Source organism: Bradyrhizobium sp. JR4.1, from assembly GCF_040548605.1.
GTDB lineage: Bacteria > Pseudomonadota > Alphaproteobacteria > Rhizobiales > Xanthobacteraceae > Bradyrhizobium > Bradyrhizobium canariense.
Window position 1 is genome coordinate 87,629 of the sequence record NZ_JBEPRY010000003.1, and the last position, 26,247, is coordinate 113,875.

The following is a 26,247-nucleotide window of genomic DNA, read 5'->3' on the forward strand; positions in this document are numbered from 1 at the left end:
CGAACTCATCGTTCATGGCCTTGCACCGCGACATCTTCTGGGTCGGCAGACAATGGGCGGTGACGGGTGCCGGCATCCAGGCTGTCGATCAGCGGCTGCGTGGCGTGCTCGACATCGCGATCACGCGGCTCTGGGACGACGATCTGGTCCAGAGCCGGCGGGCCAAGCCCGGTGTGAATGCAGCCGATTTCGACCAGGCGCTGACGTTGGCACGCGAACGCTTTCCGCAGGCGTCGGTAGCGGACCCGTTCGTCGCACAGCTGGAGGCGCTCGGCGTCATCGAGGCGCCGATCGTGAACCCGGTCGTGCCGGCGATGAAATTGCACGCCGAGGGCCGGCTGGCGCGCTTCCTGCCGCAATGGCGCGTTCGCCGATAGCCGGCCAAGCCGGTACCGGCAGCCGGCCCCGATCGGCCGGTTTGCCTGATCGGCCCCGGCCGGATAAGACGGCTGAGACCCGCTTCAGGAATCGACCTTTCCCATGCGCATTCTCTGCACCAATGACGACGGTATCCACGCCCCCGGCCTCAAGGTCCTGGAGGAGATCGCGCGCGCATTGTCCGATGACGTCTGGGTGGTCGCGCCTGAACTCGACCAGTCCGGCGTGTCGCATTCGCTGTCGCTGAACGATCCGCTGCGGCTGCGCGAGGTCGGCCCGCGGCACTTTGCGGTGCGCGGCACGCCGACCGACTGCGTCATCATGGGCGCGCGCCACATCCTCGGCGCCAAGCTGCCCGATGTCGTGCTGTCCGGCGTCAACAAGGGCCGCAACGTCGCCGAGGACGTGGTCTATTCCGGCACCATCGCCGGCGCGCTGGAGGGAACCATCTTGGGACTACCGTCTTTCGCCCTGTCGCAGGAGTTCAGCGTCGAGACCCGCGACCGGCCGCTGTGGGACACCGCGCGCAAATTCGGGCCCGACATCCTGCGCAAGGTGATCGCTGCCGGCATCCCGAAGGACACCGTCATCAACGTCAACTTCCCGGCTTGCGCGCCGGAGGATGTGCTGGGCATTCGCGTGACGCGGCAGGGCAAGCGCAATCTCGGCTTCCTCAAGATCGACGAGCGCAAGGACGGCCGTGGCAATCCCTATTTCTGGATCGGCTTCGAGCGCACCGCGATGATTGATACACCCGCCGATGGCACCGATCTCGCGGCGCTGCGCGAACGCTATGTCTCCGTCACGCCGCTCCGGCTCGACCGCACCAACGAGGCGTTTTCGGAGGCGCTGAGTGCGACGCTGAAGTAAGTCCGACGCTGAAGTAATCCGACTTGGAACGGGGCCTAGCCGCCGCGAAGCGCGGCTTCGATGGTCTTGCCGAGGGCGTCGAGCTGAAATGGTTTCTGAAGCGCCGGCCGATCGCGGTACTGCTCGGGCAGGCCGGAGGAACCGTATCCGGTGGCGAAGATGAACGGGCAGCCCTTTGCCTTGATGACGTCGGCGACCGGCGAGATGACCTTGCCGTTGACGTTGACGTCGAGAATGGCGATGTCGAACTCGGTTGCCTGGGCGAGCCGCATGGCTTCGGTGATGTCGCCAGCCTCGGCTGCGATCTTGTAGCCAAGCTCTTCGAGCATGTCCGCGACCATCATCCTGATCATCACCTCGTCTTCGACGAGGAATACAGAGCGGCCGGTAAGCCCCGTCGCGGTCATGGTCGAGTCCTTGCCCATTGTCAAAAACGTTCGCAGATAACATGAATCGACGCAATGCGCGTTTTGACGAACGGATGCATGAAAATGGCCGTCGCGGCTTGCCCGTTGCAAGCCAATTTGTGGTCAACTACTCCCATCCGAAGCCTATCATGGGTTCCCTGGCCGGAACAAGAATCTAGCGCCCCAGCTCGGCGTCCCGGACCGCAAAGACAGCACAAGCAGGCAATGACTTCCCATCAGCACCCGCCGGAAAAGATGATGTTTCAGCTCACGCTGAGGCGTCGGGGCATCAGCGACCAGGCGGTCCTGCGGGCCATGGAGGAGGTGCCGCGCGATCAATTCGTCGACGACGCCGATCGCGACGGCGCGTATCGCGACAGCGCGCTGCCGATCGCCTGCGGGCAGACCATCAGCCAGCCCTTCGTCGTCGCCTACATGACCGAGCAGCTCCAGCTTCAGAAGAGGCACCGCGTGCTCGAGATCGGTGCCGGCTCGGGCTACCAGGCGGCGGTGCTGTCGCGGCTCGCCGGCCAGGTGTTGACGGTCGAGCGCTACCGCAAGCTTGCGGATGCCGCACGGATCAGGCTTGAAAAGCTCAACTACCACAACGTCGAGGTGATGCTGGGCGACGGGCTCAATCTGCCCCCCAATATCGGCCCGTTCGACCGCATCATTGTCACGGCCGCGATGGAGCAGCTTCCGGAGAACCTGATCGAGCGGCTGGAGGTGGGCGGCATCCTGATCGCGCCCGTCGGTCCGCATCAGGGGGTGCAGACGCTGATCCGCCTGAGCCGGACGGAAGCCGGGATCGAGCGCAAGGAACTCGTCGAGGTCCGCTTCGTGCCGGCGCTGCCCGGTGTGGCGCGGGAGCTGTAGAATTCCGGATTGGCTGTGCTGCCAACATCTTATTGGGAGGGTTAAGCCGTTATTTACTCGGCGCGTGTTTACTTAAAACACCAGTTCTGTTGCGTACGAGTGAGTAACCATGTCCGTTGCCGCCGAGTTGCTTTACTCGCGCCGTGTGCCGCAGGTCGCGGTGCTGGCGCTGATCTCCTTCAGCTTCGCAGGATGCAGCGCCGACATGTCGTCGCGCATGTCCCAGTCGAACTTCTCCAATCCCTTCGCGCAGGAATCGACCGGTTCGGTGCAACAGGCACCGCCGCCCCAGCGTGAGCTGCCGCAATATTCGCGGCCGCAGACGCAGTCGGGTTATTATCAGTCGCAGCCTTTGCCGCCGGCCGTGTCCGCGCCGCAATCCTACCCCGTTGCGGCAGGCGGCGTGTCCGGAGGTGGTCGCGGTGTCGGCTCCTACGCACCCCCGGCGCAGCCGCATCTGGAGACCACGGCCACCGTGCCGCCGCGTTCGGTCGCAGCCGCCCAGCCGGTCGGTGGAACCAAAATCATCGTCGGCACCAGCGATACGCTCGACCTGCTTGCCAAACGCTATCGCGTTACGCCGCAGGCGATTCTCGCCGCCAACGGCTATAAGGGGCCGCGCGCGCTCTCGCCCGGCCAGCAACTGATCATTCCGCACCAGGCTACGGCCGCTGCGCCCGCGCCGCTCATGGCTCCCGTTGCCGCTGCCCCCGCGATGGCGCCTGCTGCGAAGCCGGTTGCAGCCGTTGCCGCGCCGTCAAGCACGCACTTCGTGAACCACGGCGACACGCTCGCCAGCATTGCCCGCAAGAACCATATCTCGGCGGCTGAACTGGCCCGCGCCAATGGGCTCGATCCCTCTGCGAAACTGAAGCTCGGCACCAGGCTGGCCGTGCCCGGCGCCAAGACCGCCGCCGTCGCAGCACCGCTTGCCGCGGCTCCGGTTGGAGCCGCTCCCGTCGCCGGAACGCTGCAACCCGTTGCGGCCGCGCCTGCGCCCGCCACCAAGATGGCGGCCGTCGCGCCGGTGCAAAGCGCGCGCCTGGCCCAGGCCACTGCCAATGTCGAAGAGAAGACCGCTGAAGCTCCGGCGAAAGCTGCGGAGACTACCAGCGCGCTGCCGACTTTCCGCTGGCCGGTGCGCGGCAAGGTGGTCACGAGCTACGGCGCCAAGACCAATGGCAAGTCCAACGACGGCATCAATCTCGCGGTGCCCGAGGGTACGCCGGTCAAGGCGGCTGAAGACGGAGTCGTTGCCTATTCCGGCAACGAGCTGAAAGGTTATGGCAATCTCGTCCTGGTTCGGCACTCCAACGGCTACGTCACTGCATATGCCCATGCGAGTGAGCTGATGGTGAAGCGCGGCGATACCATCAAGCGCGGCCAGGTCATTGCCAAGTCGGGTCAATCCGGGGAGGTGGCGTCGCCGCAGCTCCACTTCGAGATCCGCAAGGGATCGAGCCCGGTTGACCCGCTTCAATTCCTGAACGGGGCGTGAGGCCAGCGTTGCCTCGGCACGAAAGCTGTCGTCGCACGGCTTGACCGGGCGACCCAGTACGCCGCAACGTCTCGATCGATCAAAACTGTCTCTGGAATACTGGATTCCCCGCTTGCGCGGGGAACGACAGGTGTGAGTGCGGCTCTTAGCTCCCGCTACGTCGCCGTCAGCTTGACGCCGAGCCGTCCCGCAAGCTCCTGCACGAACTGCCAGGCGACGCGGCCGGAGCGCGAGCCGCGCGTCGTCGACCATTCAAGGGCCTCGCGCTCCAGCGCGTCATCGTCGACCTTGACGCCGAAATGGCTGCAATAGCCCCGCACCATCGCGAGATATTCGTCCTGGCTGCAGCGGTGGAAGCCGAGCCAGAGACCGAAGCGATCCGACAGCGAGACCTTCTCCTCGACGGCTTCGCCGGGATTGATCGCGGTCGAGCGCTCGTTCTCGATCATCTCGCGCGCCAGCAGATGGCGGCGGTTCGAGGTGGCGTAGAGGATGACGTTCTCCGGCCGACCTTCGATGCCGCCTTCGAGCACCGCCTTGAGCGATTTGTAGGACGCATCATTGCCGTCGAAGGAGAGATCGTCGCAGAACACGATGAAGCGGAAGGATGAGGCGCGAAGCTGCTCCATGAGCGCGGGCAGGCTCTCGATGTCCTCGCGATGGATCTCGATCAGCTTCAGTCTGTCGGCCGGTTTGCGCTCCGCGTTGATGCTGGCATGCGCCGCCTTCACCAGCGACGACTTGCCCATGCCGCGCGCGCCCCAGAGCAGTGCGTTGTTGGCGGGCAGTCCGTTGGCGAAACGCTCCGTGTTCTCCATCAGGATGTCGCGCATCCGGTCGACGCCCTTGAGCAGGAACAATTCGACGCGGCTGACCCGCGGCACCGCGGCAAGACGGCCGTCCGGGTGCCAGACGAAAGCATCCGCCTGCTTGAACGACTCGCGTTCGACGGCGGGCTTGCCTTGAGCGGAGAGGTGCGCCGCAATCGTCTCCAGCGCGCGAACGATGCGCTCCTGGGAGACGCTTTGGTTGGCCTTGGAAGTCGCCTTGGAAATCGTCTTGAAAGTCGCTTTGGAAGCAGCTTTGAGGGCTGCCTTGGGACGTTTTGCCGCGACGCGGGCTGGCTTCGCGGCAGGGGTGCGGGGGCCTTTGCGGGCCGGGCTTTTGCTTGGTTTTTGGGGCATGTCCGAAGTTCCTGAGAATGCAGCCTTATCGGGCCTGAGCGCGCGCCGCAAGGTGGCTAAAAGGGCGGTCTGGCAGCGTTGCAATTGGGGCAATGGCCGCTATAGTCCGCGCGAATTTGACCGAACCGGTCGCCATTTGGGCCTGACCGGTTTTCCCCCGTTCTCACGAGGATCGTCCGAATGTTGATTACCCCTGCGTATGCCCAGGCTGCGGGCGCCGGCGACACCAGCGGCATGCTGATGTCGCTGCTGCCATTCGCCCTGATCTTCGTGATCATGTACTTCCTGATTCTGCGTCCGCAGCAGAAGAAGGTCCGTGACCACGCTGACCTCGTAAAGAACATCCGCCGCGGCGACACCGTCGTGACCTCGGGCGGTCTCGTCGGCAAGGTCACCAAGGTCGTCGACGACGACCAGATCGAGTTCGAGATCGCCGATGGCGTGCGCGTGCGGCAGATGCGCTCGATGGTCTCCGGCGTGCGCGCCAAGGGCGAGCCGGCCAAGGAATCCAAGGAAAGCGCCAAGGACGACGCCGCGGCGAAGTGAGTGCTTCCGCGAGTCTCTCAAGTCTTCCTGCAAGTCTCCTGATCTGACAGGTCCAGTCGATGTTGTATTTCACGCGGTGGAAGGCGCTCGGGATCATCCTGACGGCGCTGATCGTGTGCCTCTGCGCGGTCCCGAACTTCTTCCCCGAAGCGCAGGTCAAGACCTGGCCCGCCTGGGCGCAGCGGCGGCTGGTGTTGGGTCTCGACTTGCAGGGCGGCTCCTCTCTGCAGCTCGAGGTCGATTCCAACTATGTAAAGAAGGAAAAGCTCGACCAGATCCGCGACGACGTCCGTCGCGTGCTGCGCGAGGCCAAGATCGGGTTCACCGGCGGCGTCACCGTGCGCAACGACGCGGTCGAGGTTCGCATCACCAAGGACACCGACGCGCAGCCGGCGCTCGCCAAGTTGCGCGAGCTTGCGCAGCCGATTGGCGGCCTGATGGGGTCCAGCGGTCAGCGCGACCTTGAGGTCGCCGATGCTGGTGGCGGATTGATCCGCCTCAGTATTCCAGAGGCCGCGATGCTCGACCGCATGCGCAAGACCATCGAGCAGTCGATTCAGATCGTTGAGAAGCGCGTCAACGAGCTCGGCACTGTCGAGCCCATCATCCAGCGTCAGGGTAACGACCGCATCCTGGTGCAGGTGCCGGGCTTGCAGGATCCCACCCATTTGAAGGAACTGTTGGGCAAGACCGCGAAAATGGAATTTCGCATGGTCGATCCCTCGGTGCCGCCGGACCAGGCGCAGCAGGGCCGGATTCCACCGGATTCCGAACTGCTGCCGGCGGCCACGCCGCCGCCGCCCAACTATGTGGTCAAGAAGCAGGTGCTGGTTGCTGGCGGCGACCTGACCAACGCCCAGGCGACCTTTGACCAGCGTACCAACGAGCCGGTCGTTAGCTTCACGTTCAATACCTCTGGAGCGCGCAAGTTTGCGCAGGCCACGCAGGAGAATGTCGGGGTGCCCTTCGCGATCATCCTCGATGGCAAGGTGATCTCGGCGCCGGTCATTCGCGAGCCGATCACCGGCGGCCAGGGCCAGATCTCCGGCAGTTTCACCGTGCAGTCGGCCAACGACCTCGCGATTCTACTGCGCGCCGGCGCCCTGCCTGCGCCGCTCACGGTGGTCGAGGAACGCACCGTCGGTCCGGGTCTCGGCCAGGACTCGATCGAGAAGGGCGAGCTTGCGGCTTACGTCGGCTCGATCCTGGTCGTTATCTTCATGCTCTTGACCTACCGGCTGTTCGGGGTGTTCGCCAACATCGCGGTGGCCATCAACGTCGCAATGATCTTCGGCCTGTTGTCGCTGCTCAGTGCCACGCTGACGCTTCCCGGCATCGCCGGCATCGTGCTCACCGTCGGCATCGCGGTGGACTCAAACGTGCTGATATATGAGCGCATCCGCGAGGAGTTGCGCGGCGGGAGAAGCCCGATCTCGGCGATCGATGCAGGCTTCAAGCGGGCGCTTGCGACCATTCTCGATTCCAATATCACGACCTTCATTGCCGCTGCCGTGCTGTTCATGATCGGCACCGGACCGGTGCGCGGCTTCGCAGTGACGTTGGGCATCGGAATCATCACCACGGTCTTCACCGCCTTCACCATGACCCGCCTGATCGTCGCATGGTGGGTGCAGTGGACGCGGCCGAAAACTGTGCCGATTTGATCATTCGAGGCCGGCTGTGACCACTACTCAACTCGTTCTCATTTCTCTCGGCGTCCTGATTGCCGTGCTGACCGTGGTCAGCGTGCTTGGCCTCCTGCCGTCGCTGCGCATCGTGCCAGACGAGACGCATTTCGACTTCACGCGCTTCCGCCGTATCAGCTTCCCGATCTCGGCGGCGCTGTCGATCGTCGCCATCACGCTGTTCTTTACCCATGGCCTGAACTTCGGCATCGACTTCAAGGGCGGCACCTTGATGGAGGTGAGGGCCAAGTCGGGCTCCGCCGATCTTGCGCAGATGCGCACGACCCTTGGCAGCCTGGGACTCGGCGAAATCCAGCTGCAGCAATTCGGTGGCCCCGCTGACGTGCTGCTTCGCGTTGCCGAGCAGCCGGGCGGCGACAAGGCGCAGCAGGCAGCCGTGGACAAGGTCCGCACTGCGCTCGGCGAGTCCGTGGAGTATCGCCGCGTCGAGGTGGTGGGGCCGCGTGTCTCCGGCGAACTGCTGAGTTGGGGCATGCTCGGCCTGATGCTCGCGATCGTCTCGATCCTGGTCTACCTCTGGTTCCGCTTCGAGTGGCAGTTCGCGCTCGGCGCCATGATCGCCAACGTGCACGACATCGTGCTGACAATCGGGTTCATGTCGATCAGTCAGGTCGATTTCGACCTGACCAGCATCGCGGCGCTTCTGACGATTTTGGGCTATTCGCTCAACGACACCGTTGTCATCTACGACCGTATCCGTGAGATGCTGCGGCGCTACAAGAAGATGCCGATGCCGCAGCTCCTCAACGAATCGATCAACTCGACGCTGTCGCGCTCGATCATCACCCACTTCACCGTGACGTTGGCGCTGCTGGCTCTGCTGCTGTTCGGCGGCCATGCCATCCACAGCTTCACCGCGGTCATGATGTTCGGCGTGGTGCTGGTCGGCACTTATACCTCGATCTTCATTGCAGCCCCGATCCTGATCTATCTCGGCGTCGGCGAGCATCGCGAAGATGCGGTCGATAAGGCTACGCCGGCGAAGAAAAGCAAGGCATGATCCGAACCGCATGCCCTCGCAGGAGTTTGCGAGGGCAGTAAGCTCATTCGGACGAAGCTCATGGCCGGCGATCCCAACGCACCGCATTTCCCCCGCTCGGCGCCGATCGAAGCCTATGGCAAGGGCGGCTTTGCCTTTGCCGGCATGTCGCATCGGGGATCGCTGCTTTGCCTGCCCGACGCGATCTGGGCCTGGGACATAACCGACCCCGCGAAGATCGACCGCTATTCGCTGGATCGAGTCTTCAAGTCCGCCAACAGCATCGACACGCTCCTGATCGGCACCGGAACCGGGGTCTGGCTGCCGCCGGCGGAACTGCGCCAGGCGCTTAAAGCGGCGAGGGTGGTTCTGGACACGATGCAGACCGGTCCCGCCGTGCGTACCTACAACATCATGATCGGCGAACGGCGGCGCGTGGCGGCCGCGCTGATCGCCGTGCCATGAGTGGCTCCGCGCCGCCGCCGGATTCTGCCGCGTTCTGTGCTGACCTCGTGCGCAGCCACGACTTTGCTCGCTATGCCGCGACCCTGTTCGCGCCCGCTGCCGAGCGCCGCGCGCTGCTGGCGCTCTATGCTTTCAATGTCGAGATCGTCCGCGTCCGTGACCAGGTAAGCCAGCCCTTGCCTGGTGAAATCCGCCTGCAATGGTGGACCGACATGCTGTCGGGCCAAGTCCATGGCAGCGCCGAGGGCAATCCGGTGGCGGCGGAGCTGCTCCGCGCAATCCGTGATTTCGACCTGCCGGTCGAACCGCTGTCGCTGCTCGTCGACGAGCATCAATTCGATCTCTACAACGACCCAATGCCGACCATGACGGCTCTCGAAGGCTATCTGGCCGCGACCTGTTCGGCGTTGTTTACTCTTGCGGCGCGGATCATGGCGTCACCCCTGGACCCAGCCGAGCATCTCGCGCGGCATGCGGGGTTGGCTCAAGGCATCGCGCAAGTCATCACGAACTTGCCGCGTGATGCGGCGCACCGGCAATTGTTCCTGCCGCAGCAAGTTCTGGCAAGCCACGATTGCAACATGGAGGACGTGTTCGCCGGCAAGGAGACGCCGAATTTGCGCGCCGTCCTGGACCAGCTCGTGGGCGAGGCCGGGCAGCATTTGACCACGGCCTTGTCGCTGTTGCCCGAGGTGCCGGTGTCGGCTCGGCCAGCGTTTCTGCCGCTGAGCCAGGTAAGGGCCGACCTCAAGCGCCTGTCGCAACCCGGGCGCAATCCATTTGCGCCGCAACCGTCATCGCGGCTGCGTACGCTGTGGACGCTTTGGCGGGCTTCACGTTCGCGGGAATTTACCAAATAGCGGTTGGCTTATCGCCGGAGCCGGGCAAATGCTCTATGCTGTCCTATGGCTGAGTTGTCCCAAACCATATCTTCCGATCTGGGCGGCCTTCCGGTCGCACCTGATGACATCCATGCCGCCGCCGAGACGATCCGCGGCGCCGTCGTCGAGACGCCCTGTAGCTACAGTCGTACGCTGAGCAATATCTGCGGCTGCGATATCTGGCTGAAATTCGAGAACCTCCAGTTCACGTCCTCGTTCAAGGAGCGCGGCGCGCTCAACCGCCTCACGGCGCTGACGCCGGAGGAGCGCGTGCGGGGCGTCGTCGCGATGTCGGCGGGCAACCACGCGCAGGGCGTCGCCTATCACGCCAAGCGGCTCGGCATTCCCGCCACCATCGTCATGCCGGTCGGCACGCCCATGGTGAAGGTCGAGAACACCAGGCATCACGGTGCCGAGGTGGTGGTGACGGGCGCCACGCTGGAGGAGGCGGCCGCGTATGCGCGCAGCCACGGCGAAGCGCGCGGCATGATCTTCGTCCATCCCTATGACGATCCGCTTGTCATCGCGGGGCAGGGAACGGTCGGGCTGGAAATACTCAAGGCCGTGCCGGAGCTCGATACGCTGGTCGTCCCGATCGGCGGCGGTGGCCTGATCAGCGGGATCGCGATTGCCGCGAAATCGATCAAGCCGTCGCTGCGGATCCTCGGCGTCGAGGCCTGGCTCTACCCCTCGATGTACAACGCCATCCACGACGGCAATCTGCCGGCACGTGGCGACACGCTCGCCGAAGGCATCGCGGTGAAAACGCCGGGCAAGATCACAACCGAAATCGTCCGCCGCCTCGTCGACGACATTGCGCTGGTCAACGAAGCCGAACTCGAGCGCGCGGTCGCGACCCTGATCTCGATCGAGAAGACGGTCGTGGAAGGCGCCGGTGCCGCCGGCCTCGCCGCGCTGATGTCCGACCCGTCCCGTTTCGCCGGCCAGAAGGTCGGGCTGGTGCTGAGCGGCGGCAATATTGATACACGGCTGATCGCATCGGTCCTGACCCGCGAGTTGGCGCGCGAGGGGCGGCTCACCCAATTGTCGCTCGACATCCCCGACAGGCCCGGCCAACTGGCTGCTGTCGCGGCACTGCTGGCGGAGGCCGGCGCCAATATCATCGAGGTCTCGCACCAGCGCACCTTCTCGGATCTTCCGGCCAAGGCGACGTTGCTGCAATTGGTGATCGAGACCCGCGACAGCGCCCATCTCGACGAGGTCATGGCGAAGCTTGGCGCATCCGGATTGAGTGCGCGCTGTACCTGAGCTGTGCGCGCCCGCCGCTATCGCGGCGTCAAACCCGCCAAATGGGCGATCAGCCGATCGATCTCGGCTTCCGTATTGTAGTAGTGGGGGGAGGCGCGCACCACCGGCGGCAGCGAGCGAATTTCGGCATCGATGCGCGTGCTCGACGGATCTGAGGCGCCGATCGTGATGCTGGCTGCGGCCGCGCCGCTGACGACCGCCTCCGCCTCGTAGCCGTCCACCGTGAAGCTGACGATGGCTCCCGGAGTGCGTCCGAGGTCGCGAATTCTGATGCCGCGAATGGACGCAAGGCTGCCCCTCAGGCGGTCCGCCAGCATGCGGCACCGCTGCTCGATCGGGCCGATCCCGATGTCCAGGGCATAATCGACAGCCGCGCCGAGCCCAAGCCGGGCTGCGTAGTTGTTCTCCCAGGTCTCGAAACGGCGCGCATCGTCACGCAGCCGATAAGCGTCCCGGGAGACCCAGGGTGCGGCGTAGTGGTCGATCATCGGCGGTTCGAGCCGCTGCAGCATCGCCCGGCGGACGTACAGGAAGCCAGTGCCGCGCGGGCCGCGGAGGAATTTACGGCCCGTCGCCGACAGCATGTCACAGCCGATGGCCTCGACGTCGACCACCATCTGTCCGACCGCCTGGCAGGCGTCGAGCAGATAGGGGATGCCGTGCGCCCGCGCGATCTTGCCGACGGCTGCTGCGGGATTGACCAGTCCGCCATTGGTCGGAACCCAGGTGATCGCAATCAGCTTCACGCGCTCGTCGATCATGCGTTCGAGCGCGTCGACGTCGAGTTCGCCGTTGGCATCACTCGGCACGATGTCGATCGCGGCGCCTGTTCGCTTGGCGACCTGAAGAAAAGCGACATAGTTGGCCGCGTACTCCGCCTCGGCGGTCAGGATCCAGTCGCCCTTGCTAAATGGAAGCGCGTAGAAAGCCATCTGCCAGGCAACCGTCGCGTTCTCCATGAGGGCGATCTCATCAGGTGCGGCATTCAGCAGGCGGGCCACAGAGCTGTAGACTGAATCAAGCCGGCGCGACTCCCGATCGGCTGCCGCATAGCCTCCGATCTCGCACTCCAGATCGATATGCTGCTTCATGGCTTCGACGACAGCAACGGGCATGAGAGCAGCTCCCGCGTTGTGCAGGTACGCCAGCCGGGAGGTGGCTGGCGTGTCGGCACGTATTCGCTCGATGTTGATCAACTAAATCTCCGGCTCGGACTATCGTCGCGTCAGTGCGGCATTTCCTCGAACTGCGGCAGGTTGAGCGGCATGTTCCACGACATGCGACGCTTGGTGAACATCTCGAGCTTCGGTGCCACGAGGTCGGGCCGGTCGAGGCTGCCCAACTGGACGAAGACCGTCTTGGGGAAGCTATCGAGATTAGTGGTAAAGACCCGCGAACCGCATTCCGGGCAGAAATTGCGATCCAGGCCTTTGCCGGAATTGGCGATGTAGTGAAACGCCTTCGGCTTGCCGCAGAGAAGCGTGAAATCGTCCTCGGGTACCGCGAAGAAGGTCGCCATCTCGCCGCCCGAAGCGCGCTTGCAGTCGTTGCAATGACAATTGGCGATGAAGGACGGATCGGTGCTGAATTCGAACTTGATGGCGCCACAGGCGCATTGAGCGGTGTACTTCTTGGCCATTGATCGCCTCAGGTTGGTTGAGGATAGCGGCGCGATCATAATGGCCGGTCGGAGAAGCGCGCGCAACAATGCTTCCGGCGCGGCGTCACGCCTCAGATGCAGAGGCCGAGCAGCTTGATGTGGCAGCCGCCGGATTTCGGCTTGCTTGCAGGAACGGCTTCGCGTTTCACGGCAACGAGGGGCTCTCCGTCTTTCTTGCCTTTGCCTTTGCCCTTCGGCTCGTAGTCGCCGGCGATCACCATTGCCCAATAGGTGCGCTTGCCGCTGGCGTTTTTCGCGCTCGCGATCCCGACGCGGGAAGCGTTGTGCAGCAGCAGGTTCTTGCGGTGTCCGGACGAGTCGATCCACTGCCCCAGAGTCTTCTCGAAATTGTCGTAGCCGTAGGCAATATTCTCGGCGGCGCGGCCTGCGCCGGCAGGTGCGACCCGGCGGTTGAACGGACCGAGGGCGTCGTGACTGAGGTCGTCCTTTGTCGCCATCGCGTGCGCCTGGTCCATGGCGATGCGGTCGAGGGTCGAATCGCGGACGACGCGGACCTCGCCATGCTTGAGGCGGAAGCTGGAGATCAGTTCGGCGGGAGACTCGGCCATTACGGGCGTGGTGGCGAGCAGCAGAAGGCCGGCGATCAGGCCGCCTACCACACGATGCATCACCGTCCCCCGAGTGCCCATGACCCCGCCAAGTCCCCCACCAAGCTCGAATTATCGGATCGCTTCTCTATCGCCAATGTGGACGCTTCAAGGCGTGATCCACGCTAGCCCGCCGGCAGGTCGGCCTCGAAATTGAAGCGGTCGCGCAAGTTCTTGCGCTGCTCCAGGATGTCCTTGAGGAAAGCACGGTCCTGGTCGTTCTTCATCATCGGCTCGATCAGGTCGAGCTGGTTCATGGCGACCAGTTGCAGGATCTCCGTGCGCGGCTTGCCGTCGGCGTTGCGTGGCAGTGCGTGCACGACCTGGATGTGTTCCGGGGGCTTCGGCCCCTTGGCGGCGGTGAGTTCGTTCCGCAATTGGCCTTCGAGCGCGGCCTGATCGGCTTCGACGAAGGCATAGAGGCCGACACCGGAGCGGCGGTCGGCAAACGCGACGATGGCGGTGTCGCGCACGGCGGGGTTCTTGCGGATCAATTCCGCCAGCACCGGCGCGTCGTTGACGAGCCTTCGGCCGCCGCCTTCACGGTCGGTGAAGTTGAACAGGCCGCGCGTGATTGCCCGATAGACCTTCTTGCCGGTGGCGAGCCACAGGCTGGCGGCGAACGACTTCTTCGCCAGGATCTTGCGCTCGCGCGGCGTCAGCGCCTCGGGCGCGTAGGATCGCTTGTGCTTGAGCAGATGCCGGAGATCTTCATACGCCAGGATCCGGTAAAGCCGGCCGCGACGGTCGAAGCAGGCCGCGAGCTGGAAGTCGGTCACATAGGCGCGACCGTCGCGGCCGACCAGCCAGTTCTGTTCCTTGGCAAGATCGTTGTGGCAGATGCCGGCGCGGCGCAGCCGTCGCAGCGCGGCCTTCGCCGAGCGAAAATAAGCGAGGTCGCCATGCGGTTTCGCCAGATGCAGTGCGACACCATCGACGAAGCTGCGCACCAGCGCGCGGCGTCCGGCCCACAGCAGCTCCGGGCCGACATCGAGTCCCTTGGCGAGTGCCAGCGCATGCGTCTCGCGGGCGAACAGATGGCGCGCCAAAAGGAATGACCACCACGGCACCTCGTCGAGGCGGCGCAGCACCGCGTCGACCTCGCCGTCATCGTCGCGGAATCGGCCGCGCTCGACGGTCGAGAACACGTCGCGCTTGAGCAGCACGCCCTCGGTCCAGCGCGCCGAGAGTGTTGCGGCGTCGTCTTTGGGAAGGTTCATCGAAAACTCACGCCGCGGCGGCAATGCGCAGGTGATCGGCGATCCAGCGATCGAGATCGGCGAGCGCCAGCGCGCTCATCGCCTGCTTTTTGGCCACCGTCTTCTCGTTGCCGCGCAGTCGGCTTCCGTCCGGCTTCCTCGTCGGTACACTGGCGAGCGGTGGGAATAGGCCGAAATTGATGTTCATCGGCTGGAACGAGCGCGTGCCGGGCTCGACGGTCTCGATATGGCCGCCGGTGATGTGGCCGAGCAGGGATCCGAGTGCCGTCGTAGCAGGCGGACCCGCAAGCGTCTCGCCGCGCACCTCCGCTGCCGCATAGAGGCCGGCAATCAGTCCGACGCTGGCGGATTCCACATAGCCCTCGCAGCCCGTCATCTGGCCGGCAAAGCGCAGCCGCGGCTGCGCGCGCAGGCGCAACTGGCCGTCGAGCAGCTTTGGCGAGTTGAGAAAGGTGTTGCGATGCAGGCCGCCGAGGCGGGCAAATTCGGCCTTCTCCAGCCCCGGAATGGTGCGGAAGATACGTTGCTGTTCGCCATATTTCAGCTTCGTCTGGAAGCCGACGATGTTGTAGAGCGTGCCGAGCTTGTTGTCCTGGCGCAGCTGCACGATCGCGTAGGCCTTGGTGCTGGGATCGTGCGGATTGGTGAGGCCGACCGGCTTCATCGGCCCGTGGCGCAGGGTCTCGGGGCCGCGTTCCGCCATGACCTCGATCGGCAGGCAGCCATCGAAATAGGGAGTGTTGGTCTCCCATTCCTTGAACTCAGTCTTCTCGCCGGCGACCAGCGCTGCGACGAAGCCGTCATACTGTTCCTTGGTCATCGGGCAGTTGATGTAGTCGGCGCCGGTGCCGCCGGGACCGACCTTGTCGTAGCGCGACTGGAACCAGGCCACCGACATGTCGATGGATTCGCGGTGCACGATCGGCGCGATCGCGTCGAAGAAGGCGAGGGCGTTCTCGTCGGTCAACTCGCGGATCGCATCCGCCAGCGGCGCCGAAGTGAGGGGGCCGGTCGCAACGATGACGTTGCTCCAATCGGCCGGCGGCAGGCCTGCGACCTCGCCGCGGGCGATCTCGATCAGGGGATGATCGTTCAGCGCCTTGGTGACGGCCGCTGAGAAGCCGTCGCGGTCCACCGCCAGCGCGCCGCCGGCGGGCACCTGGTTGGCGTCGGCTGCGCGCATGATCAGCGAATCGAGGCGGCGCATCTCGGCATGCAGCAGGCCGACGGCGTTGTTGGCGGCATCGTCCGAGCGGAACGAATTGGAGCAGACGAGCTCGGCAAGCCCGTCGGTGCGATGTGCCTCGGTCATGCGGGTCGGCCGCATCTCGTGCAGCACCACGGGCACGCCGGATTTGGCCACCTGCCAGGCGGCTTCGGAGCCGGCAAGGCCTGCGCCGATGACGTGCACGGTATTTGATTGGGGTCCTGTCATGGGGCGGACAGGTAGCGCTTTTCGGCGGTCAGTGGAATCGCCGAGATCGAGTTTTCTGCCTCCGGATGCGACAACGCCCGCACAAGGCGGGCGCTATCGGTTCGTCCGGTTAGGGCTGAACGATATCAGCCCTGATACTGACCGGCGGCAACGCGCGGGATGTCCGAGCGATCGAGGCCGATATCGGCCAGTTCGCGATCGCTAAGCTGGGACAGCTCGGCAACATTGCGCTGATAGTCCCGGAAAGCCTGGATCATGCGGATGAGCGAGAGCAGCATTGGTAGTCTCCTGTAGTTCGATTCAGCTCTTGCCCGAGCCTCATCGTTGAAATGAATATAAGTGAGAGTGGTGCAGTGCGAAAGTTCCGATGTTGCGATGCAGCTAAGCGCTGGGTGCATGGCATTGGTAACGGTCGATTAACCCAGGAGCACTCCCGCCCAAAGGGTAGGCGGAACGGGAAAAAGAGTGCTGAAAATGCCCGTGAATTCACGGTTTACTGCAGATGAGGCGGTTCCACTCAGGGCCAAATAGGTTGCTTCGCGCTCGTCCGCAAGTTGATCGAATAGCTTCTATACCCAAGTCTCGCATGCGCGAATCGCATGATGATCGGGTATCAATAGTGAACTTAGATTCATTAACTGGCGCGCAAGTGCACTTTTGCCAGCCTTGGCCAGCAGTGCGATTGGAACCTGGCGGATCGACATCACGCGAGCGCTGGTGCAGTGCACACACGCCGAACCGTGGGGCTTCTAAGGGGCGCGCGCGAGCTGGGTGGCGAAATAAGCGACAGTCTTCGAGTAGACCTCGCTCTTGTTCCACTGCTGTAGCACCGCGAAATTCGGACTGCCCGGCTGCCAATCCTTACCCTTTTGCCAGCCATAACCGGCGAGATAGTTCGCGGTGGAGGCGAGCACGTCGGGGGCGTTGTGCAGGAGATCGCGCTTGCCATTGCCGTCGAAATCGACAGCGTATTTCATCCATGACGACGGCATGAACTGGGTCTGTCCGAGCTCGCCGGCCCAGGCGCCTTTCATGTCGGCCGGTGCGAGGTCACCGCGCTGGACGATGCGGAGCGCATCCAACAGCTCGGCGCGAAACTGCTCGGCGCGGCGGCAGTCATAAGCCAGCGTCGCCAGCGAGCGGATGGTCGCGAACTTGCCGGTATTGACGCCGAAATCGGTCTCGAGACCCCAGATCGCAACCAGCACCTCGCCAGGCACGCCGTAAGTCTGCTCGATCCGCGACAACACCGAGCCGTATTGCTTCATCATGTTGGAGCCGCGCGTCAGGCGCGGCGGCACCATGCGGCCGGAAAACTCCTCGAAGGTCTGGCTGAAGACCTTCTGCGAGCGATCGCGGTTGAGCACGTTCTGATCGAGCGTCACACCGGCGAGCCCGGCGGAAATGGCCTGTTGCGAGACGCCTTTGGCCGCGGCGTCCGTTTTGAAGTCTGCAAGCCACGCGTCGAAATTGCCCGAACCGCAGGCAACAGCGGCGAGCGCTGGCTGGGCGGATAGGATGGACGCGGTGAGGGCTAAGGCTGCGAGGGCGAGACGAGAAATCGTCGGGGTCATTCGAGCAAATAAATTCCGTGAAGTGATCTGAACGGCGGGTGCAATCTCGATGGAAACCGCGGCCAAAGCAAGGCGTATGACTGTGCGCGATCCTGCCCGCGCCGGAGCAGGATCGCATGTCACGATATCGTCAGCCGTCGGTCCGATTGCGCCAGGGGAATAGGTTGGCGGGGAAGTCGGCGGCCGGCTTGCGTGGACGATGCGGCGGAGGCGGCACCGGACGCGCGCCCGGATCGGCTGCGATTACCTTGCGATAGAGATGCCAGGTGGCATGGCCGAGCACGGGGACCACCACGGCAAGGCCGAGGAAGGCGGGAATCGTGCCCAGCGCCAGCAGGACGGCCACGATCAGGCCCCAGGCCGCCATCGGCACCGGGTTCTTCGCGACAACGCGCAGCGACGTCACCATTGCCTCGAACGCGCCGGCATGGCGGTCGAGCATCAGCGGGAACGACACGGCGCTGATGCAGAGCGCGGCAAGGGCGAACAGGAAGCCGGTGCCGCAGCCGACCACGATCAGCCACCAGCCTTGCCGGCTCGTGAGCACGCGCGTCAGAAAATCCGAGATCCCGGATGCGCCTTCATAGCCGAAAGCGGCAACGTAGATCGCCTGCGCGGTCGCAACCCAGGTCACGAACAGGGCCAGCAGCAGCGCGCCGAGACCGAGCATCGCGCCGAAGGAGGGCGAACGCAGCACCTCCATGGCATCCCAGGCGCTGGCCTCCTCATGGCGCTCGCGCCGGCTGGAGAGCTCGTAGAGACCGAGAGCAGCGAACGGGCCGATCAGCGCGAAGCCAGCGGCCAGCGGAAATAACAACGGCAGCACTGAATAGCCCATCACCACGCGGGCAAGCACGAGGCCCAGCACAGGATAGATCACGCAGAGGATGATGGCGTGGCTCGGCACCGCCTTGAAATCGTCCCAGCCGCGCTTGAGCGCATCGTGCAGATCGGAGAGTTGGATGGTTCGGATCACCGGTCCAGCCGCTTCTGCGGTCTGGGCCAAGGTGGGGACATTGCCCTGGTAGAGTGTGGCCATGGTCGCTAGCTCCCTTGCCATGCAGCCGCATCTGGCGCCAGCAAACGGCGCAAGCGGCCGCTATTCTGAGTTTCACGATCCCCAACCAGACGCGAATTCCGGATGGCATCGCGAACTGAACGTCAAGCCTACGCCCATTTGCGAGTCCTGTCCCTCACGCTTGGGTGAGATTCGATGCCGCAGCGCAACCCCGATGATGTCGTTCGGTCGTCATTTCGCCGCAGATAAGCTGATGCTGCGTGCTGGTCCGCGGAACTTTGCGGGCGCAACGACGCAACTTGGTCTATAAGTGCCACTCAAGGCCCTCCAGCGGGTCCTTTTCGGGGAGCAGACATGAGCATTTTCGGGAAAATTATGGGCGCGATCTTCGGTAGCCAGCCAGCTTCCGCCGCGCCCGCAGGCAGCGCACCGTCGGGCAGCGCGCCCGCAGGGGCCGCGCCGGGCGGATCGGCGCCCGCGGCGACGGTGGACGTTGCCTCGATCGTCGACGCGGCGGCCGCCGCGCACAAGGGCGAGAAGCTGGAATGGCGCACCTCGATCGTCGACCTCATGAAGGCGCTCGACATCGATTCGAGCCTCGCCGCGCGCAAGGACCTCGCCAAGGAGCTTGGCTACAGCGGCGACACCAACGATTCCGCGACCATGAACGTCTGGCTGCACAAGCAGGTGATGTCCAAGCTCGCCGCCAATGGCGGCAAGCTGCCGCCGGAGATCAAGCACTGACCGGTCGCCCGGTCGTAACCCAAGGGCCCGCGATCGCGCGGGCCCTTTTGCATTCAGGCGACGAGATCCGCATCTTCCGGATGCCTGTCGAGATAGTCGACGACGAATCCGCAACCGGCGATCACCTTCTTGCCGTCGCGGCGGATCAATCCCAGCGCGCCCTTGACCAGCTCGGAGCCGATGCCGCGGCCGCGTAGCGCGCGCGGCGTCTCGGTGTGGGTGATGATCACCGCCGACGGCGTCAGCCGGTAATTGGCGAAGGCGATTTCGCTGCCGACATCGAGCTCGAAGCGGCTTTTGTCCTTGTTGTCCCGTACCGATGGCGCCATGCAAAATCCTTCCGACCTGCTGCTTGCCTCTGATCTAGGCGCCTGAACCGGCCCTTGCCAAGGTGCGACCAAGAGGGATTGCCGCAGGGGAGATATCCGGAAAATGCGTGTCCCGCTCAGCCTCATCGTGCCATCGCCGAACGACCAAGCCATCAAGCTCGATCCGCGCCGACTATGGCGAGGCGGTCCGTGTTGCGCCGACCGACGCGCGCGGCTCGGCGACAAACAGGGCGCGATTGCCGATTTCAGGAAGGCGCTGGAATTGAAGCCGGGCCTGCCGACCGCACAGGAGTCATTGCGGAAGCTCGGGGCGTTGTAGCTCCCGGTCGCTTCTCGCGACGACGGGGCCGGACTTCCACCAGGTCCTGATCGTCCGGATGTTTCAATCGGTCGCCTTGGCGAGCCTGGAATCCTCGGACTGCGCCTGCGGGCGCAGGCATCCCTGGCAGATGACGAGGGAACGGTTGACCCTGGCGTCCTGTTCCGCCTCGATGCCGTCCTGCGCCTGCCACCATTCCTTCGAGTAGGGCTTAAGCCCGGCTTGCGAGCTGTTGCGCTCGGATCGGGCCGTGCGTGCTGGTCCTGAGGGAGCGCGCGGGTGATTGGGATTTTCGCCAGCGCCGTCCCAGGCATAGCGCGCAGGCGTGAAGGCGGGACCGGAGGCGAGGTGCGCTTGTGGGCCCACGGCACATCCGGCAAGCGCCAACGACAACAGGAGGAGGGCGGGCGCTTTGACCATGATGCGGCACTCTGTACGCGAGAACTGAGCGAGGTTGCGCCGATCATGTTTAAAATTTCCTGAACGGTGGGATGGGCTGCGCTGCGCCCGGCAGCCTTGCAGGGGTCGTGGCGATGGCGATAAATGGGCTGCAATGAGCGGGCGGCTTGCGTGCCGTCCGCCGCCGAAGAGGAAGCCCGATGCAGCCCCTGCGCATGTCCCGCCGCGTCATGAATCTCGCTCACATGCTGACCCAGAATGCGCGGCGGCATAGGGCGCGTCCCGGTTTCGTCTGGGGTGACAGATCCTGGACCTGGCGGGAGATCGACGCGCAGGTCTCGGCGCTGGCGGCGGCGCTCGCGGCGCAGGGCATCGCCAAGGGCGACCGCGTCCTCGTCCATTCCAAGAACGGCGACGAGATGTTCTTCTCGATGTTCGCGGCGTTCCGGCTCGGCGCGGTCTGGGTACCCACCAATTTCCGACTGATGCCGGACGAGGTGACTTATCTTGCGCAGGCCTCCGGCGCGAAGGCGTTTCTGTGCCACGTCGATTTTCCTGAACACGCCGCGGCCGTGAGCGGTGGCGCGCTGGAATTCACCTGGAGCATCGACGGTCGGGCGCCATTTGCCGAGACGTCGGTTGCGGATGCCGTCGCGTCGCGCGCTGGCAGCGTGGTCGAGAACGTCGCGGTCGAGCACGACGATCCCTGCTGGTTCTTCTTCACGTCGGGGACCACCGGCCGCTCCAAGGCTGCGGTGCTCACCCACGGGCAGATGGGTTTTGTCGTCACCAACCATCTCGCCGATCTCACGCCCGGCGTCACCGAAGCGGATGCTTCGCTGGTGGTGGCGCCGCTGTCGCATGGCGCCGGCGTGCATCAGCTGGTTCAGACCGCGCGCGGCGTGTGCACCGTGCTGCTGCCGACGGAGAAATTCGACATCGACGAGGCGTTCCGCCTGATCGAGGCGCATCGGGTAAGCAATCTCTTCGTGGTGCCGACCATTCTGAAGATGATGGTCGAGCATCCCGCCGCCGACAAATACGATCATTCTTCGCTGCGCCAGGTGATCTATGCGGGTGCGCCGATGTATCGCGAGGACCAGAAGGCTGCGCTGAGGAAGCTCGGCAAGGTCATCGTGCAGTATTTCGGTCTCGGCGAGGTGACCGGCAACATCACCGTGCTGCCGGCGGCGCTGCATGATCCCGAGGACGGGCCGCACGCGAAGATCGGCACCTGTGGCTTCGAGCGTACCGGCATGCAGGTCTCGATCCAGGACGACGAGGGCCGCGAACTCGGCGCCAACCAGAGCGGGGAGATCTGCGTGATCGGCCCCGCCGTGCTTGCCGGCTACTACGACAACCCCGATGCCAATGCGAAGGCGTTCCGCAACGGCTGGTTCCGCACTGGCGATCTCGGTCACATGGACGAGGAGGGGTTCGTCTACATCACCGGACGAGCCTCCGACATGTACATCTCCGGCGGCTCCAACATCTATCCACGGGAGATCGAGGAGAAAATCCTGACCCATCCTTGCGTCGGCGAGGTCGCGGTGCTCGGTGTGCCCGATGCGACCTGGGGCGAGGTCGGCGTTGCCGTCTGCGTCGCCCGCGAAGGCGCAAAGCCGGTGAGCGAAGCGGAGATGGCGGCATTCCTCAGCCCCAAGGTGCCGCGCTACAAGATGCCGAAGCGGTTCTTCTTCTGGGAGGCCTTGCCGAAATCCGGCTACGGCAAGATTCCCAAACGGATGGTTCGCGACGAGCTCGAGGCGCGCGGGCTGCTCGATCTCGACAAGACGCGGGCGGGCTGAGCGAAAGTCATGCGCAGCATCAAGCAGCCCGGCGCGCCGGTCGCCGAACGCATCCAATGGGTGGAGGCGAGGGGACGCGCTTTCTCCTTCACGCTTCGAGCAGGTCTGCCGCTGTTGGAGGCGGCGCGCCGCGGTTTTGCCGCGGAGGGATTCGCCGGCGGCGTGCTCAGCTTCGGGCGCGGCGCGCTCGGGCCGTTCGCCTATGTCATGCCGGCGCTGTCGAAGACCAGCGAGAACGCCGCGTTCTATAGCGACACTTTCCGGCCGGGCGGCGTGACGCGCACCAGGCTCGGCAGCATGACGCTGGGCACGCGCGATGGCGCGCCGTTCTTTCATTGCCATGGGCTGTGGACGGAGCCCGATGGCCGCGACAGTGGCGGCCACATGCTGCCGGACGAGACTGACGTCGCCGAGCCGTTCGAGGTCGAGGCCTTCGGCATCGATGGTGCGATGTTTGCCGCCGAGCCCGATCCCGAGACCAACTTCAAGCTGTTCGGGCCGGTGCCGGCTGCGAGCACCGGCGCACGCACGACCAGCCGCGCTTTCGCGCTGCGGCTGCGCCCCAATCAGGATTTCGCCTTCTGTCTCGAAGACTTCTGCCGCGCGCAAGGCATCGCGCGCGCCAGGATCCACGGCGGCGTCGGCTCGACCATCGGCGCCCGCTTCAGCCATGGCGGCGTGACCGAGCCCTTCGCGACCGAGCTTGCGGTCACCGGCGGCACGATTGCGGCCGGCTCCTCCGGCGCGCTCGAAGCCGCACTCGACGTCGCCTTGATCGACTACACCGGCGGCATGGCGGAGGGCCGTCTGGTCCGTGGCGACAATCCCGTGCTCATGACCATGGAGCTGGTGCTCGAGGTGTTGGACTAGTCCCGGCGGCGATCGTCAGTGAGTGCGTAGCTTGGCAATGGCCAGGTATGTGGAGTCACTGATCCCCGAACCGGATCCCTGAAAGAGGTTGAGCAGGGGGGATTGACCCTGACCGGTGCTCTGGCTGTTTCTGATGTCATACATGGCGGAGAAACGGTTCAGCAGCTTTGTAACCTTCGCGGGATCGGACAGGTCCTTGATCTTCATGAATCTGTCCACGAACTTGGCCTGCTGGTCGATCGGCATCGCCGCCATCGAGTCAGGCAGATCGAAGGTGGTCCTGAACACCTCCGAAAGAGCCTTGTCGGCAAGGATGTCGTACGCAGATGTGATGTCCCCCGCCTTTCGCTGGAAATAGAGCGCCAGGCGCACGCCGGGATTCGCATCGCCTTGCTGCTGCTCCAGGCTTTGCTCGACATAGTTCGCTTGTGTTTCCCGAAACTGATCCCGCTTCTGCGGACCCATCATCGGAAGACGCGCGACGTTGCCTTGACTGTCGAAATTGAACGACGCCGCGATTTCGGCAAAGCGAGGATCGCTCTCGGTGTTCGCGAAGCTCTTTGGATCGTTCAGATTGGAGCTGAAGATCTTCTTGAGAAATTCGGTGCTGACCTTCCTGGGATCCAGACCCTTGGCCAGGAGAATGAAATCGACCATCGGCCTGTTTGCGAGAAGATCGGAAACACTGTCGATGCCGGCGATGGCCTGCTGATATTCCGACGCATCCTTCGTGGCCTGGGCCCGAACTGCGGCCTGCTGCTGGGGCGTTGCCGTGCTGGCGCTCTTCACCGCTCCAATGACGTAGTCCTTCGCGATCTGGAGGACTTCAGCCGAGTCCTGAGCCACCAAGGGGGTGGTCAGATTGCCCTTTGCGTCGAAGTTGAAGGCGCGGGCCAGCTCCAGATATCGATTGTCCTTGAGGGTATAGACGTAGCTTTTGGGGTCGTTGATGTCGCTTTCGAGCACGGCCTTGACAGTCGCCGGCGACACGTTTGCGGGATCGAGGCCGACGGCTCCCAGCGCAAAATCATAAACGCCCGGTGTCGATACGAACGCCTGGACTGAATTGATCTTGAGGATGGCGGTTCTGAATTGCCTGATTGCAAAGGCTTCGTTCAATGGGCTTGCCGCCGAATAGACGGCGGACTTGCTGTCGTCGAACCTCTGTTTCGTGATCGTGACATTTGCGGCAGTCTGCGCCGACACGCCTGACGGAAGCGACCCGTCGGAGGAAAACTCGAACGCACCAGCCAGGTCGACGAACCCGCCGATCGATCCTATCTGGTCGCTGAGGCTGGAAATGCTGCTCGCATATGACTCCAAATGATGCTTTTCGACCAGGATCTGGACGTTCAACTGGGTCACATTCGCGCCCGGTTGCGATAATTGGGCGGTGTAGTCGGCGATCCTCGAATTGGCCGCGGTGACATCCGATCGGGCTTGAGCAAGGTCGGCGTTGAGGCCACTCAACTGAGAGGCGAAAGTGGTGTTGACGTAGCTGTTGGGATCGGATGGATCGCTGCGCAAGACCTGGCTTATCGTGTCACGCGACCACTTGCTTTGATCGATCCCGTACGCCGAATAGACGTAGTTGCGAAGACGCTCGTTGTTCAGGAGCTGGTCTGAACTGCTGATGTTGCCGATTTCGGCACTGTAATAATTCGAGTCGCCGGCAAGTGCATCGACCTGGCTCTTCCTGGTCGCCGTGTACAGACCGATCATCTCGTCGGTCTGGTTCTCCGATTGCGCAACCGGCGTTGCACTGCCATTGAAGGAAAATGCCGCGGCGAACTCGCGGTAGCGCTTGTCGACCAGCTTGTTGACAAAGCTGTTTGCGTCGGAGAGATCGCTCTCCAGCACCTTTTTCATGAAGGCCTTGGCGTAGGCCATGTCTTCCAGGCCATACGCCTTCGTTGCATAATGATAAAGGCGATAGTCTTTCATGAAGTCGTCGACGGACTTCACCTTGCCGATGTGGGCTTTGTAATAGGCGGCCTCTCGCGCCACGTCCTGCTGCTGTTCGACCCGCGTCAGGGACTGTTTGAGATTGCGCGTGATGTAGCTGTAGCTGAAATAGGTTGATACCATCGCGCACTCCTCGCGGCTCTTGCGGTCCCGGACGTCCGTCAATCATTGCGGGGTCGTGAGGTCGGGCTGGCCTCATGCCGGCAAACTGTCTGAGCTGCGTCTTCCCAGGACGATTCCGTTTGACAAGCTGAGGTTACAATTTGCGTCCGATGCTGCATGACGAGTTTTGTTGCCGTTTGTTTCTGTCTGTTTCCCAGATGCAGCTTTCGCGAGGCTTTCGTGCTTGGCATGTTGCGGTCGCCAGCGCGCCAGATAAAGTTCCACGCTCGTGTCCCGGACAAGCTGCAACGCGTAAGCGTTGCGGCGTAGAGCGGGGACCCAGAAGCCGTGCATTTGCCGCTGCGTGGGCCCCGGCTCTGCGGCGCACCGCCGAAGGGGCGTTGCGCCGCGTCCGGGGCACGCGCCCAAAATCCATCTTCGTATTTCAATCCACAGAGTCCGCGCACCTTCGCCTTCTCGCGGCCTGTGCGGCCCGAGCTTTGCGGTATTCTTAGCCCCCAAAAATGCCGAGGGCGCAGGAAAGGCCGGGTGCCGGCTGGCACCCACGGTCCACTGTGCGAAGGTTGCGCTACAAGAGGCTGCACAGCGGCATACAGGTGAAGCCCAACACACGGCCTTCCCTGCGCAGTGGTTTTACGGCTTATGTCGTGATCTCCCCGGGGAGCGATGCACTATTGCCCCCGTCGCCTTGCGGATGGCTGATGCGGATGCCCGGTCGGGCCGCCCACATCACCACAAGACTTGACGCACAGACCCCGGGCGTCAGGACCACACGATTTTGCCGTACGCGGATCACACCGGTCGTGTGCGCGACGCCTTCGTTCACGGTTGCCCGCCCTGCGAAGCCTTCGCGCCGGTGTGGCCCACGTCCACCACGTCCCATCCCGCGTTCGTGACGATCGCGATCCGCCCCTCGGCCGGGTTGGGATGGCTTTCTATACGATAATCCGAAATACGGATAAAGAGAAATATTTTTGCCGATCGTGGTTGACCCGCTTATTGGGTGTTTTGCCCGCCGGGCAGCAAGGGGTTGTGGGGCGCGCGGACGCCTGCCGCAACGTGGCCACGAACGGGTCTCCCCTCGGCCGCAAAATGCGCTACCATGATCCCAGCGCG

Annotated in this window: 27 protein-coding genes; 14 read left to right on the top strand and 13 right to left on the bottom strand. The window is 63.9% G+C overall.

The window, feature by feature from the left end:
- Window positions 1-14 precede the first annotated feature (14 nt).
- Complete coding sequence (locus ABIB90_RS08875; RefSeq protein WP_354160937.1) at window positions 15-377, top strand: hypothetical protein; 363 nt, start codon at window positions 15-17, stop codon at window positions 375-377.
- A 103-nt stretch (window positions 378-480) separates the two neighbouring features.
- Window positions 481-1,248 carry a 5'/3'-nucleotidase SurE gene (gene surE / locus ABIB90_RS08880; protein ID WP_007590669.1) on the top strand — a complete coding sequence of 256 codons (768 nt, stop codon included), beginning with the start codon at window positions 481-483 and terminating at the stop codon, window positions 1,246-1,248.
- A 35-nt stretch (window positions 1,249-1,283) separates the two neighbouring features.
- Here surE and ABIB90_RS08885 read toward each other — a convergent pair whose 3' ends face one another.
- Window positions 1,284-1,655: a response regulator gene (locus ABIB90_RS08885; protein ID WP_007590670.1), complete on the bottom strand. Its 372-nt coding sequence runs from the start codon at window positions 1,653-1,655 to the stop codon at window positions 1,284-1,286.
- Window positions 1,656-1,880: 225 nt separating this feature from the next.
- Between ABIB90_RS08885 and ABIB90_RS08890 the strand changes: the two genes are divergently transcribed.
- Window positions 1,881-2,531: a protein-L-isoaspartate(D-aspartate) O-methyltransferase gene (locus ABIB90_RS08890; protein WP_354160934.1), complete on the top strand. Its 651-nt coding sequence runs from the start codon at window positions 1,881-1,883 to the stop codon at window positions 2,529-2,531.
- 109 nt (window positions 2,532-2,640) lie between these two features.
- A complete protein-coding gene (locus ABIB90_RS08895; RefSeq protein ID WP_007590672.1) occupies window positions 2,641-4,029 on the top strand; it encodes a LysM peptidoglycan-binding domain-containing M23 family metallopeptidase in 1,389 nt (462 codons plus the stop codon).
- 155 nt (window positions 4,030-4,184) lie between these two features.
- Here the strand turns inward: ABIB90_RS08895 and ABIB90_RS08900 are convergent, their stop codons facing one another.
- The gene (locus ABIB90_RS08900; protein ID WP_354160932.1) at window positions 4,185-5,213 is read right to left on the bottom strand and encodes an ATP-binding protein; all 1,029 of its coding nucleotides are present in this window, start codon (window positions 5,211-5,213) and stop codon (window positions 4,185-4,187) included.
- 180 nt (window positions 5,214-5,393) lie between these two features.
- Between ABIB90_RS08900 and yajC the strand changes: the two genes are divergently transcribed.
- The 6 genes from yajC to ABIB90_RS08930 are packed head-to-tail and all read left to right on the top strand — an operon-like array spanning window position 5,394 to window position 11,059.
- Entirely contained in the window at window positions 5,394-5,759 is a 366-nt protein-coding gene (gene yajC, locus ABIB90_RS08905) for a preprotein translocase subunit YajC (protein ID WP_007590674.1), read from the top strand.
- A 59-nt stretch (window positions 5,760-5,818) separates the two neighbouring features.
- Entirely contained in the window at window positions 5,819-7,423 is a 1,605-nt protein-coding gene (gene secD / locus ABIB90_RS08910; protein ID WP_007590675.1) for a protein translocase subunit SecD, read from the top strand.
- A 16-nt stretch (window positions 7,424-7,439) separates the two neighbouring features.
- Window positions 7,440-8,465 carry a protein translocase subunit SecF gene (gene secF / locus ABIB90_RS08915; RefSeq protein ID WP_354160929.1) on the top strand — a complete coding sequence of 342 codons (1,026 nt, stop codon included), beginning with the start codon at window positions 7,440-7,442 and terminating at the stop codon, window positions 8,463-8,465.
- A gap of 60 nt (window positions 8,466-8,525) precedes the next feature.
- On the top strand, window positions 8,526-8,909 hold the full coding sequence (locus ABIB90_RS08920; protein ID WP_007590678.1) for an Mth938-like domain-containing protein: 384 nt from the start codon (window positions 8,526-8,528) through the stop codon (window positions 8,907-8,909).
- Window positions 8,906-9,769 carry a phytoene/squalene synthase family protein gene (locus ABIB90_RS08925; protein ID WP_354160927.1) on the top strand — a complete coding sequence of 288 codons (864 nt, stop codon included), beginning with the start codon at window positions 8,906-8,908 and terminating at the stop codon, window positions 9,767-9,769. Before ABIB90_RS08920 ends, ABIB90_RS08925 begins: the two co-directional genes overlap by 4 nt.
- 45 nt (window positions 9,770-9,814) lie before the next feature.
- A complete protein-coding gene (locus ABIB90_RS08930; protein ID WP_354160925.1) occupies window positions 9,815-11,059 on the top strand; it encodes a threonine ammonia-lyase in 1,245 nt (414 codons plus the stop codon).
- A 17-nt stretch (window positions 11,060-11,076) separates the two neighbouring features.
- Here ABIB90_RS08930 and ABIB90_RS08935 read toward each other — a convergent pair whose 3' ends face one another.
- The 8 genes from ABIB90_RS08935 to ABIB90_RS08970 form a co-directional block, all read right to left on the bottom strand.
- The gene (locus ABIB90_RS08935; RefSeq protein ID WP_354160924.1) at window positions 11,077-12,255 is read right to left on the bottom strand and encodes an aminotransferase class V-fold PLP-dependent enzyme; all 1,179 of its coding nucleotides are present in this window, start codon (window positions 12,253-12,255) and stop codon (window positions 11,077-11,079) included.
- 29 nt (window positions 12,256-12,284) lie between these two features.
- Window positions 12,285-12,698, bottom strand: a complete 414-nt coding sequence (locus tag ABIB90_RS08940) for a GFA family protein (RefSeq protein WP_007590685.1) — start codon at window positions 12,696-12,698, stop codon at window positions 12,285-12,287.
- Between the two features lie 92 nt (window positions 12,699-12,790).
- Entirely contained in the window at window positions 12,791-13,348 is a 558-nt protein-coding gene (locus ABIB90_RS08945; protein ID WP_354128849.1) for a CAP domain-containing protein, read from the bottom strand.
- A gap of 104 nt (window positions 13,349-13,452) precedes the next feature.
- The gene (locus ABIB90_RS08950; RefSeq protein WP_354160921.1) at window positions 13,453-14,547 is read right to left on the bottom strand and encodes a serine/threonine protein kinase; all 1,095 of its coding nucleotides are present in this window, start codon (window positions 14,545-14,547) and stop codon (window positions 13,453-13,455) included.
- Between the two features lie 7 nt (window positions 14,548-14,554).
- The gene (gene trmFO / locus ABIB90_RS08955) at window positions 14,555-15,982 is read right to left on the bottom strand and encodes a methylenetetrahydrofolate--tRNA-(uracil(54)-C(5))-methyltransferase (FADH(2)-oxidizing) TrmFO (protein WP_354160919.1); all 1,428 of its coding nucleotides are present in this window, start codon (window positions 15,980-15,982) and stop codon (window positions 14,555-14,557) included.
- A gap of 125 nt (window positions 15,983-16,107) precedes the next feature.
- On the bottom strand, window positions 16,108-16,260 hold the full coding sequence (locus ABIB90_RS08960; protein ID WP_007590701.1) for a DUF1127 domain-containing protein: 153 nt from the start codon (window positions 16,258-16,260) through the stop codon (window positions 16,108-16,110).
- Between the two features lie 471 nt (window positions 16,261-16,731).
- Window positions 16,732-17,556 (bottom strand): lytic murein transglycosylase, encoded by an 825-nt coding sequence (locus ABIB90_RS08965; protein WP_354128846.1) that lies wholly within the window; start codon window positions 17,554-17,556, stop codon window positions 16,732-16,734.
- A 130-nt stretch (window positions 17,557-17,686) separates the two neighbouring features.
- A complete protein-coding gene (locus ABIB90_RS08970) occupies window positions 17,687-18,595 on the bottom strand; it encodes a DUF2189 domain-containing protein (RefSeq protein ID WP_219685498.1) in 909 nt (302 codons plus the stop codon).
- A gap of 333 nt (window positions 18,596-18,928) precedes the next feature.
- On the opposite strand from ABIB90_RS08970, the gene ABIB90_RS08975 reads away from it, so the two are divergent.
- Window positions 18,929-19,318, top strand: coding sequence for a DUF3597 domain-containing protein (locus tag ABIB90_RS08975; RefSeq protein ID WP_007590704.1), 390 nt, complete (start codon window positions 18,929-18,931; stop codon window positions 19,316-19,318).
- A gap of 53 nt (window positions 19,319-19,371) precedes the next feature.
- Here ABIB90_RS08975 and ABIB90_RS08980 read toward each other — a convergent pair whose 3' ends face one another.
- Window positions 19,372-19,647 (bottom strand): GNAT family N-acetyltransferase, encoded by a 276-nt coding sequence (locus ABIB90_RS08980; RefSeq protein WP_354160915.1) that lies wholly within the window; start codon window positions 19,645-19,647, stop codon window positions 19,372-19,374.
- Between the two features lie 103 nt (window positions 19,648-19,750).
- Between ABIB90_RS08980 and ABIB90_RS08985 the strand changes: the two genes are divergently transcribed.
- The gene (locus tag ABIB90_RS08985) at window positions 19,751-19,966 is read left to right on the top strand and encodes a tetratricopeptide repeat protein (protein ID WP_354160913.1); all 216 of its coding nucleotides are present in this window, start codon (window positions 19,751-19,753) and stop codon (window positions 19,964-19,966) included.
- A 63-nt stretch (window positions 19,967-20,029) separates the two neighbouring features.
- On the opposite strand, the gene ABIB90_RS08990 is transcribed toward ABIB90_RS08985, so the two are convergent.
- Window positions 20,030-20,386 (bottom strand): hypothetical protein, encoded by a 357-nt coding sequence (locus ABIB90_RS08990; RefSeq protein ID WP_007590711.1) that lies wholly within the window; start codon window positions 20,384-20,386, stop codon window positions 20,030-20,032.
- Between the two features lie 179 nt (window positions 20,387-20,565).
- Here ABIB90_RS08990 and ABIB90_RS08995 point away from each other — a divergent pair, with 179 nt between their 5' ends.
- Both ABIB90_RS08995 and ABIB90_RS09000 read left to right on the top strand, forming a co-directional pair.
- On the top strand, window positions 20,566-22,173 hold the full coding sequence (locus ABIB90_RS08995; protein ID WP_354160911.1) for an acyl-CoA synthetase: 1,608 nt from the start codon (window positions 20,566-20,568) through the stop codon (window positions 22,171-22,173).
- Between the two features lie 9 nt (window positions 22,174-22,182).
- On the top strand, window positions 22,183-23,043 hold the full coding sequence (locus ABIB90_RS09000; protein WP_354160909.1) for a PCC domain-containing protein: 861 nt from the start codon (window positions 22,183-22,185) through the stop codon (window positions 23,041-23,043).
- A gap of 15 nt (window positions 23,044-23,058) precedes the next feature.
- Here the strand turns inward: ABIB90_RS09000 and ABIB90_RS09005 are convergent, their stop codons facing one another.
- Window positions 23,059-25,131 (bottom strand): DUF1217 domain-containing protein, encoded by a 2,073-nt coding sequence (locus tag ABIB90_RS09005; protein ID WP_354160908.1) that lies wholly within the window; start codon window positions 25,129-25,131, stop codon window positions 23,059-23,061.
- Between the last annotated feature and the right edge of the window lie 1,116 nt (window positions 25,132-26,247).

Excerpts from the sequence above, each read along its gene's own strand:
- ABIB90_RS08990 (WP_007590711.1), bottom strand. The coding sequence starts at position 20,386 with ATGGTCAAAGCGCCCGCCCTCCTCCTGTTGTCGTTGGCGCTTGCCGGA.
- ABIB90_RS09000 (WP_354160909.1), top strand. The coding sequence starts at position 22,183 with ATGCGCAGCATCAAGCAGCCCGGCGCGCCGGTCGCCGAACGCATCCAA.
- ABIB90_RS08945 (WP_354128849.1), bottom strand. The coding sequence starts at position 13,348 with ATGCATCGTGTGGTAGGCGGCCTGATCGCCGGCCTTCTGCTGCTCGCC.
- ABIB90_RS08900 (WP_354160932.1), bottom strand. The coding sequence starts at position 5,213 with ATGCCCCAAAAACCAAGCAAAAGCCCGGCCCGCAAAGGCCCCCGCACC.
- ABIB90_RS08965 (WP_354128846.1), bottom strand. The coding sequence starts at position 17,556 with ATGACCCCGACGATTTCTCGTCTCGCCCTCGCAGCCTTAGCCCTCACC.
- ABIB90_RS08875 (WP_354160937.1), top strand. The coding sequence starts at position 15 with ATGGCCTTGCACCGCGACATCTTCTGGGTCGGCAGACAATGGGCGGTG.
- ABIB90_RS08940 (WP_007590685.1), bottom strand. The coding sequence starts at position 12,698 with ATGGCCAAGAAGTACACCGCTCAATGCGCCTGTGGCGCCATCAAGTTC.
- ABIB90_RS08930 (WP_354160925.1), top strand. The coding sequence starts at position 9,815 with ATGGCTGAGTTGTCCCAAACCATATCTTCCGATCTGGGCGGCCTTCCG.
- ABIB90_RS08950 (WP_354160921.1), bottom strand. The coding sequence starts at position 14,547 with ATGAACCTTCCCAAAGACGACGCCGCAACACTCTCGGCGCGCTGGACC.
- ABIB90_RS08925 (WP_354160927.1), top strand. The coding sequence starts at position 8,906 with ATGAGTGGCTCCGCGCCGCCGCCGGATTCTGCCGCGTTCTGTGCTGAC.
- trmFO (WP_354160919.1), bottom strand. The coding sequence starts at position 15,982 with ATGACAGGACCCCAATCAAATACCGTGCACGTCATCGGCGCAGGCCTT.
- ABIB90_RS08980 (WP_354160915.1), bottom strand. The coding sequence starts at position 19,647 with ATGGCGCCATCGGTACGGGACAACAAGGACAAAAGCCGCTTCGAGCTC.
- secD (WP_007590675.1), top strand. The coding sequence starts at position 5,819 with ATGTTGTATTTCACGCGGTGGAAGGCGCTCGGGATCATCCTGACGGCG.
- ABIB90_RS08985 (WP_354160913.1), top strand. The coding sequence starts at position 19,751 with ATGCGTGTCCCGCTCAGCCTCATCGTGCCATCGCCGAACGACCAAGCC.
- ABIB90_RS08920 (WP_007590678.1), top strand. The coding sequence starts at position 8,526 with ATGGCCGGCGATCCCAACGCACCGCATTTCCCCCGCTCGGCGCCGATC.
- ABIB90_RS08970 (WP_219685498.1), bottom strand. The coding sequence starts at position 18,595 with ATGGCCACACTCTACCAGGGCAATGTCCCCACCTTGGCCCAGACCGCA.
- ABIB90_RS08895 (WP_007590672.1), top strand. The coding sequence starts at position 2,641 with ATGTCCGTTGCCGCCGAGTTGCTTTACTCGCGCCGTGTGCCGCAGGTC.
- yajC (WP_007590674.1), top strand. The coding sequence starts at position 5,394 with ATGTTGATTACCCCTGCGTATGCCCAGGCTGCGGGCGCCGGCGACACC.
- ABIB90_RS09005 (WP_354160908.1), bottom strand. The coding sequence starts at position 25,131 with ATGGTATCAACCTATTTCAGCTACAGCTACATCACGCGCAATCTCAAA.
- ABIB90_RS08975 (WP_007590704.1), top strand. The coding sequence starts at position 18,929 with ATGAGCATTTTCGGGAAAATTATGGGCGCGATCTTCGGTAGCCAGCCA.
- ABIB90_RS08995 (WP_354160911.1), top strand. The coding sequence starts at position 20,566 with ATGCAGCCCCTGCGCATGTCCCGCCGCGTCATGAATCTCGCTCACATG.
- ABIB90_RS08885 (WP_007590670.1), bottom strand. The coding sequence starts at position 1,655 with ATGACCGCGACGGGGCTTACCGGCCGCTCTGTATTCCTCGTCGAAGAC.
- ABIB90_RS08890 (WP_354160934.1), top strand. The coding sequence starts at position 1,881 with ATGACTTCCCATCAGCACCCGCCGGAAAAGATGATGTTTCAGCTCACG.
- ABIB90_RS08960 (WP_007590701.1), bottom strand. The coding sequence starts at position 16,260 with ATGCTGCTCTCGCTCATCCGCATGATCCAGGCTTTCCGGGACTATCAG.
- surE (WP_007590669.1), top strand. The coding sequence starts at position 481 with ATGCGCATTCTCTGCACCAATGACGACGGTATCCACGCCCCCGGCCTC.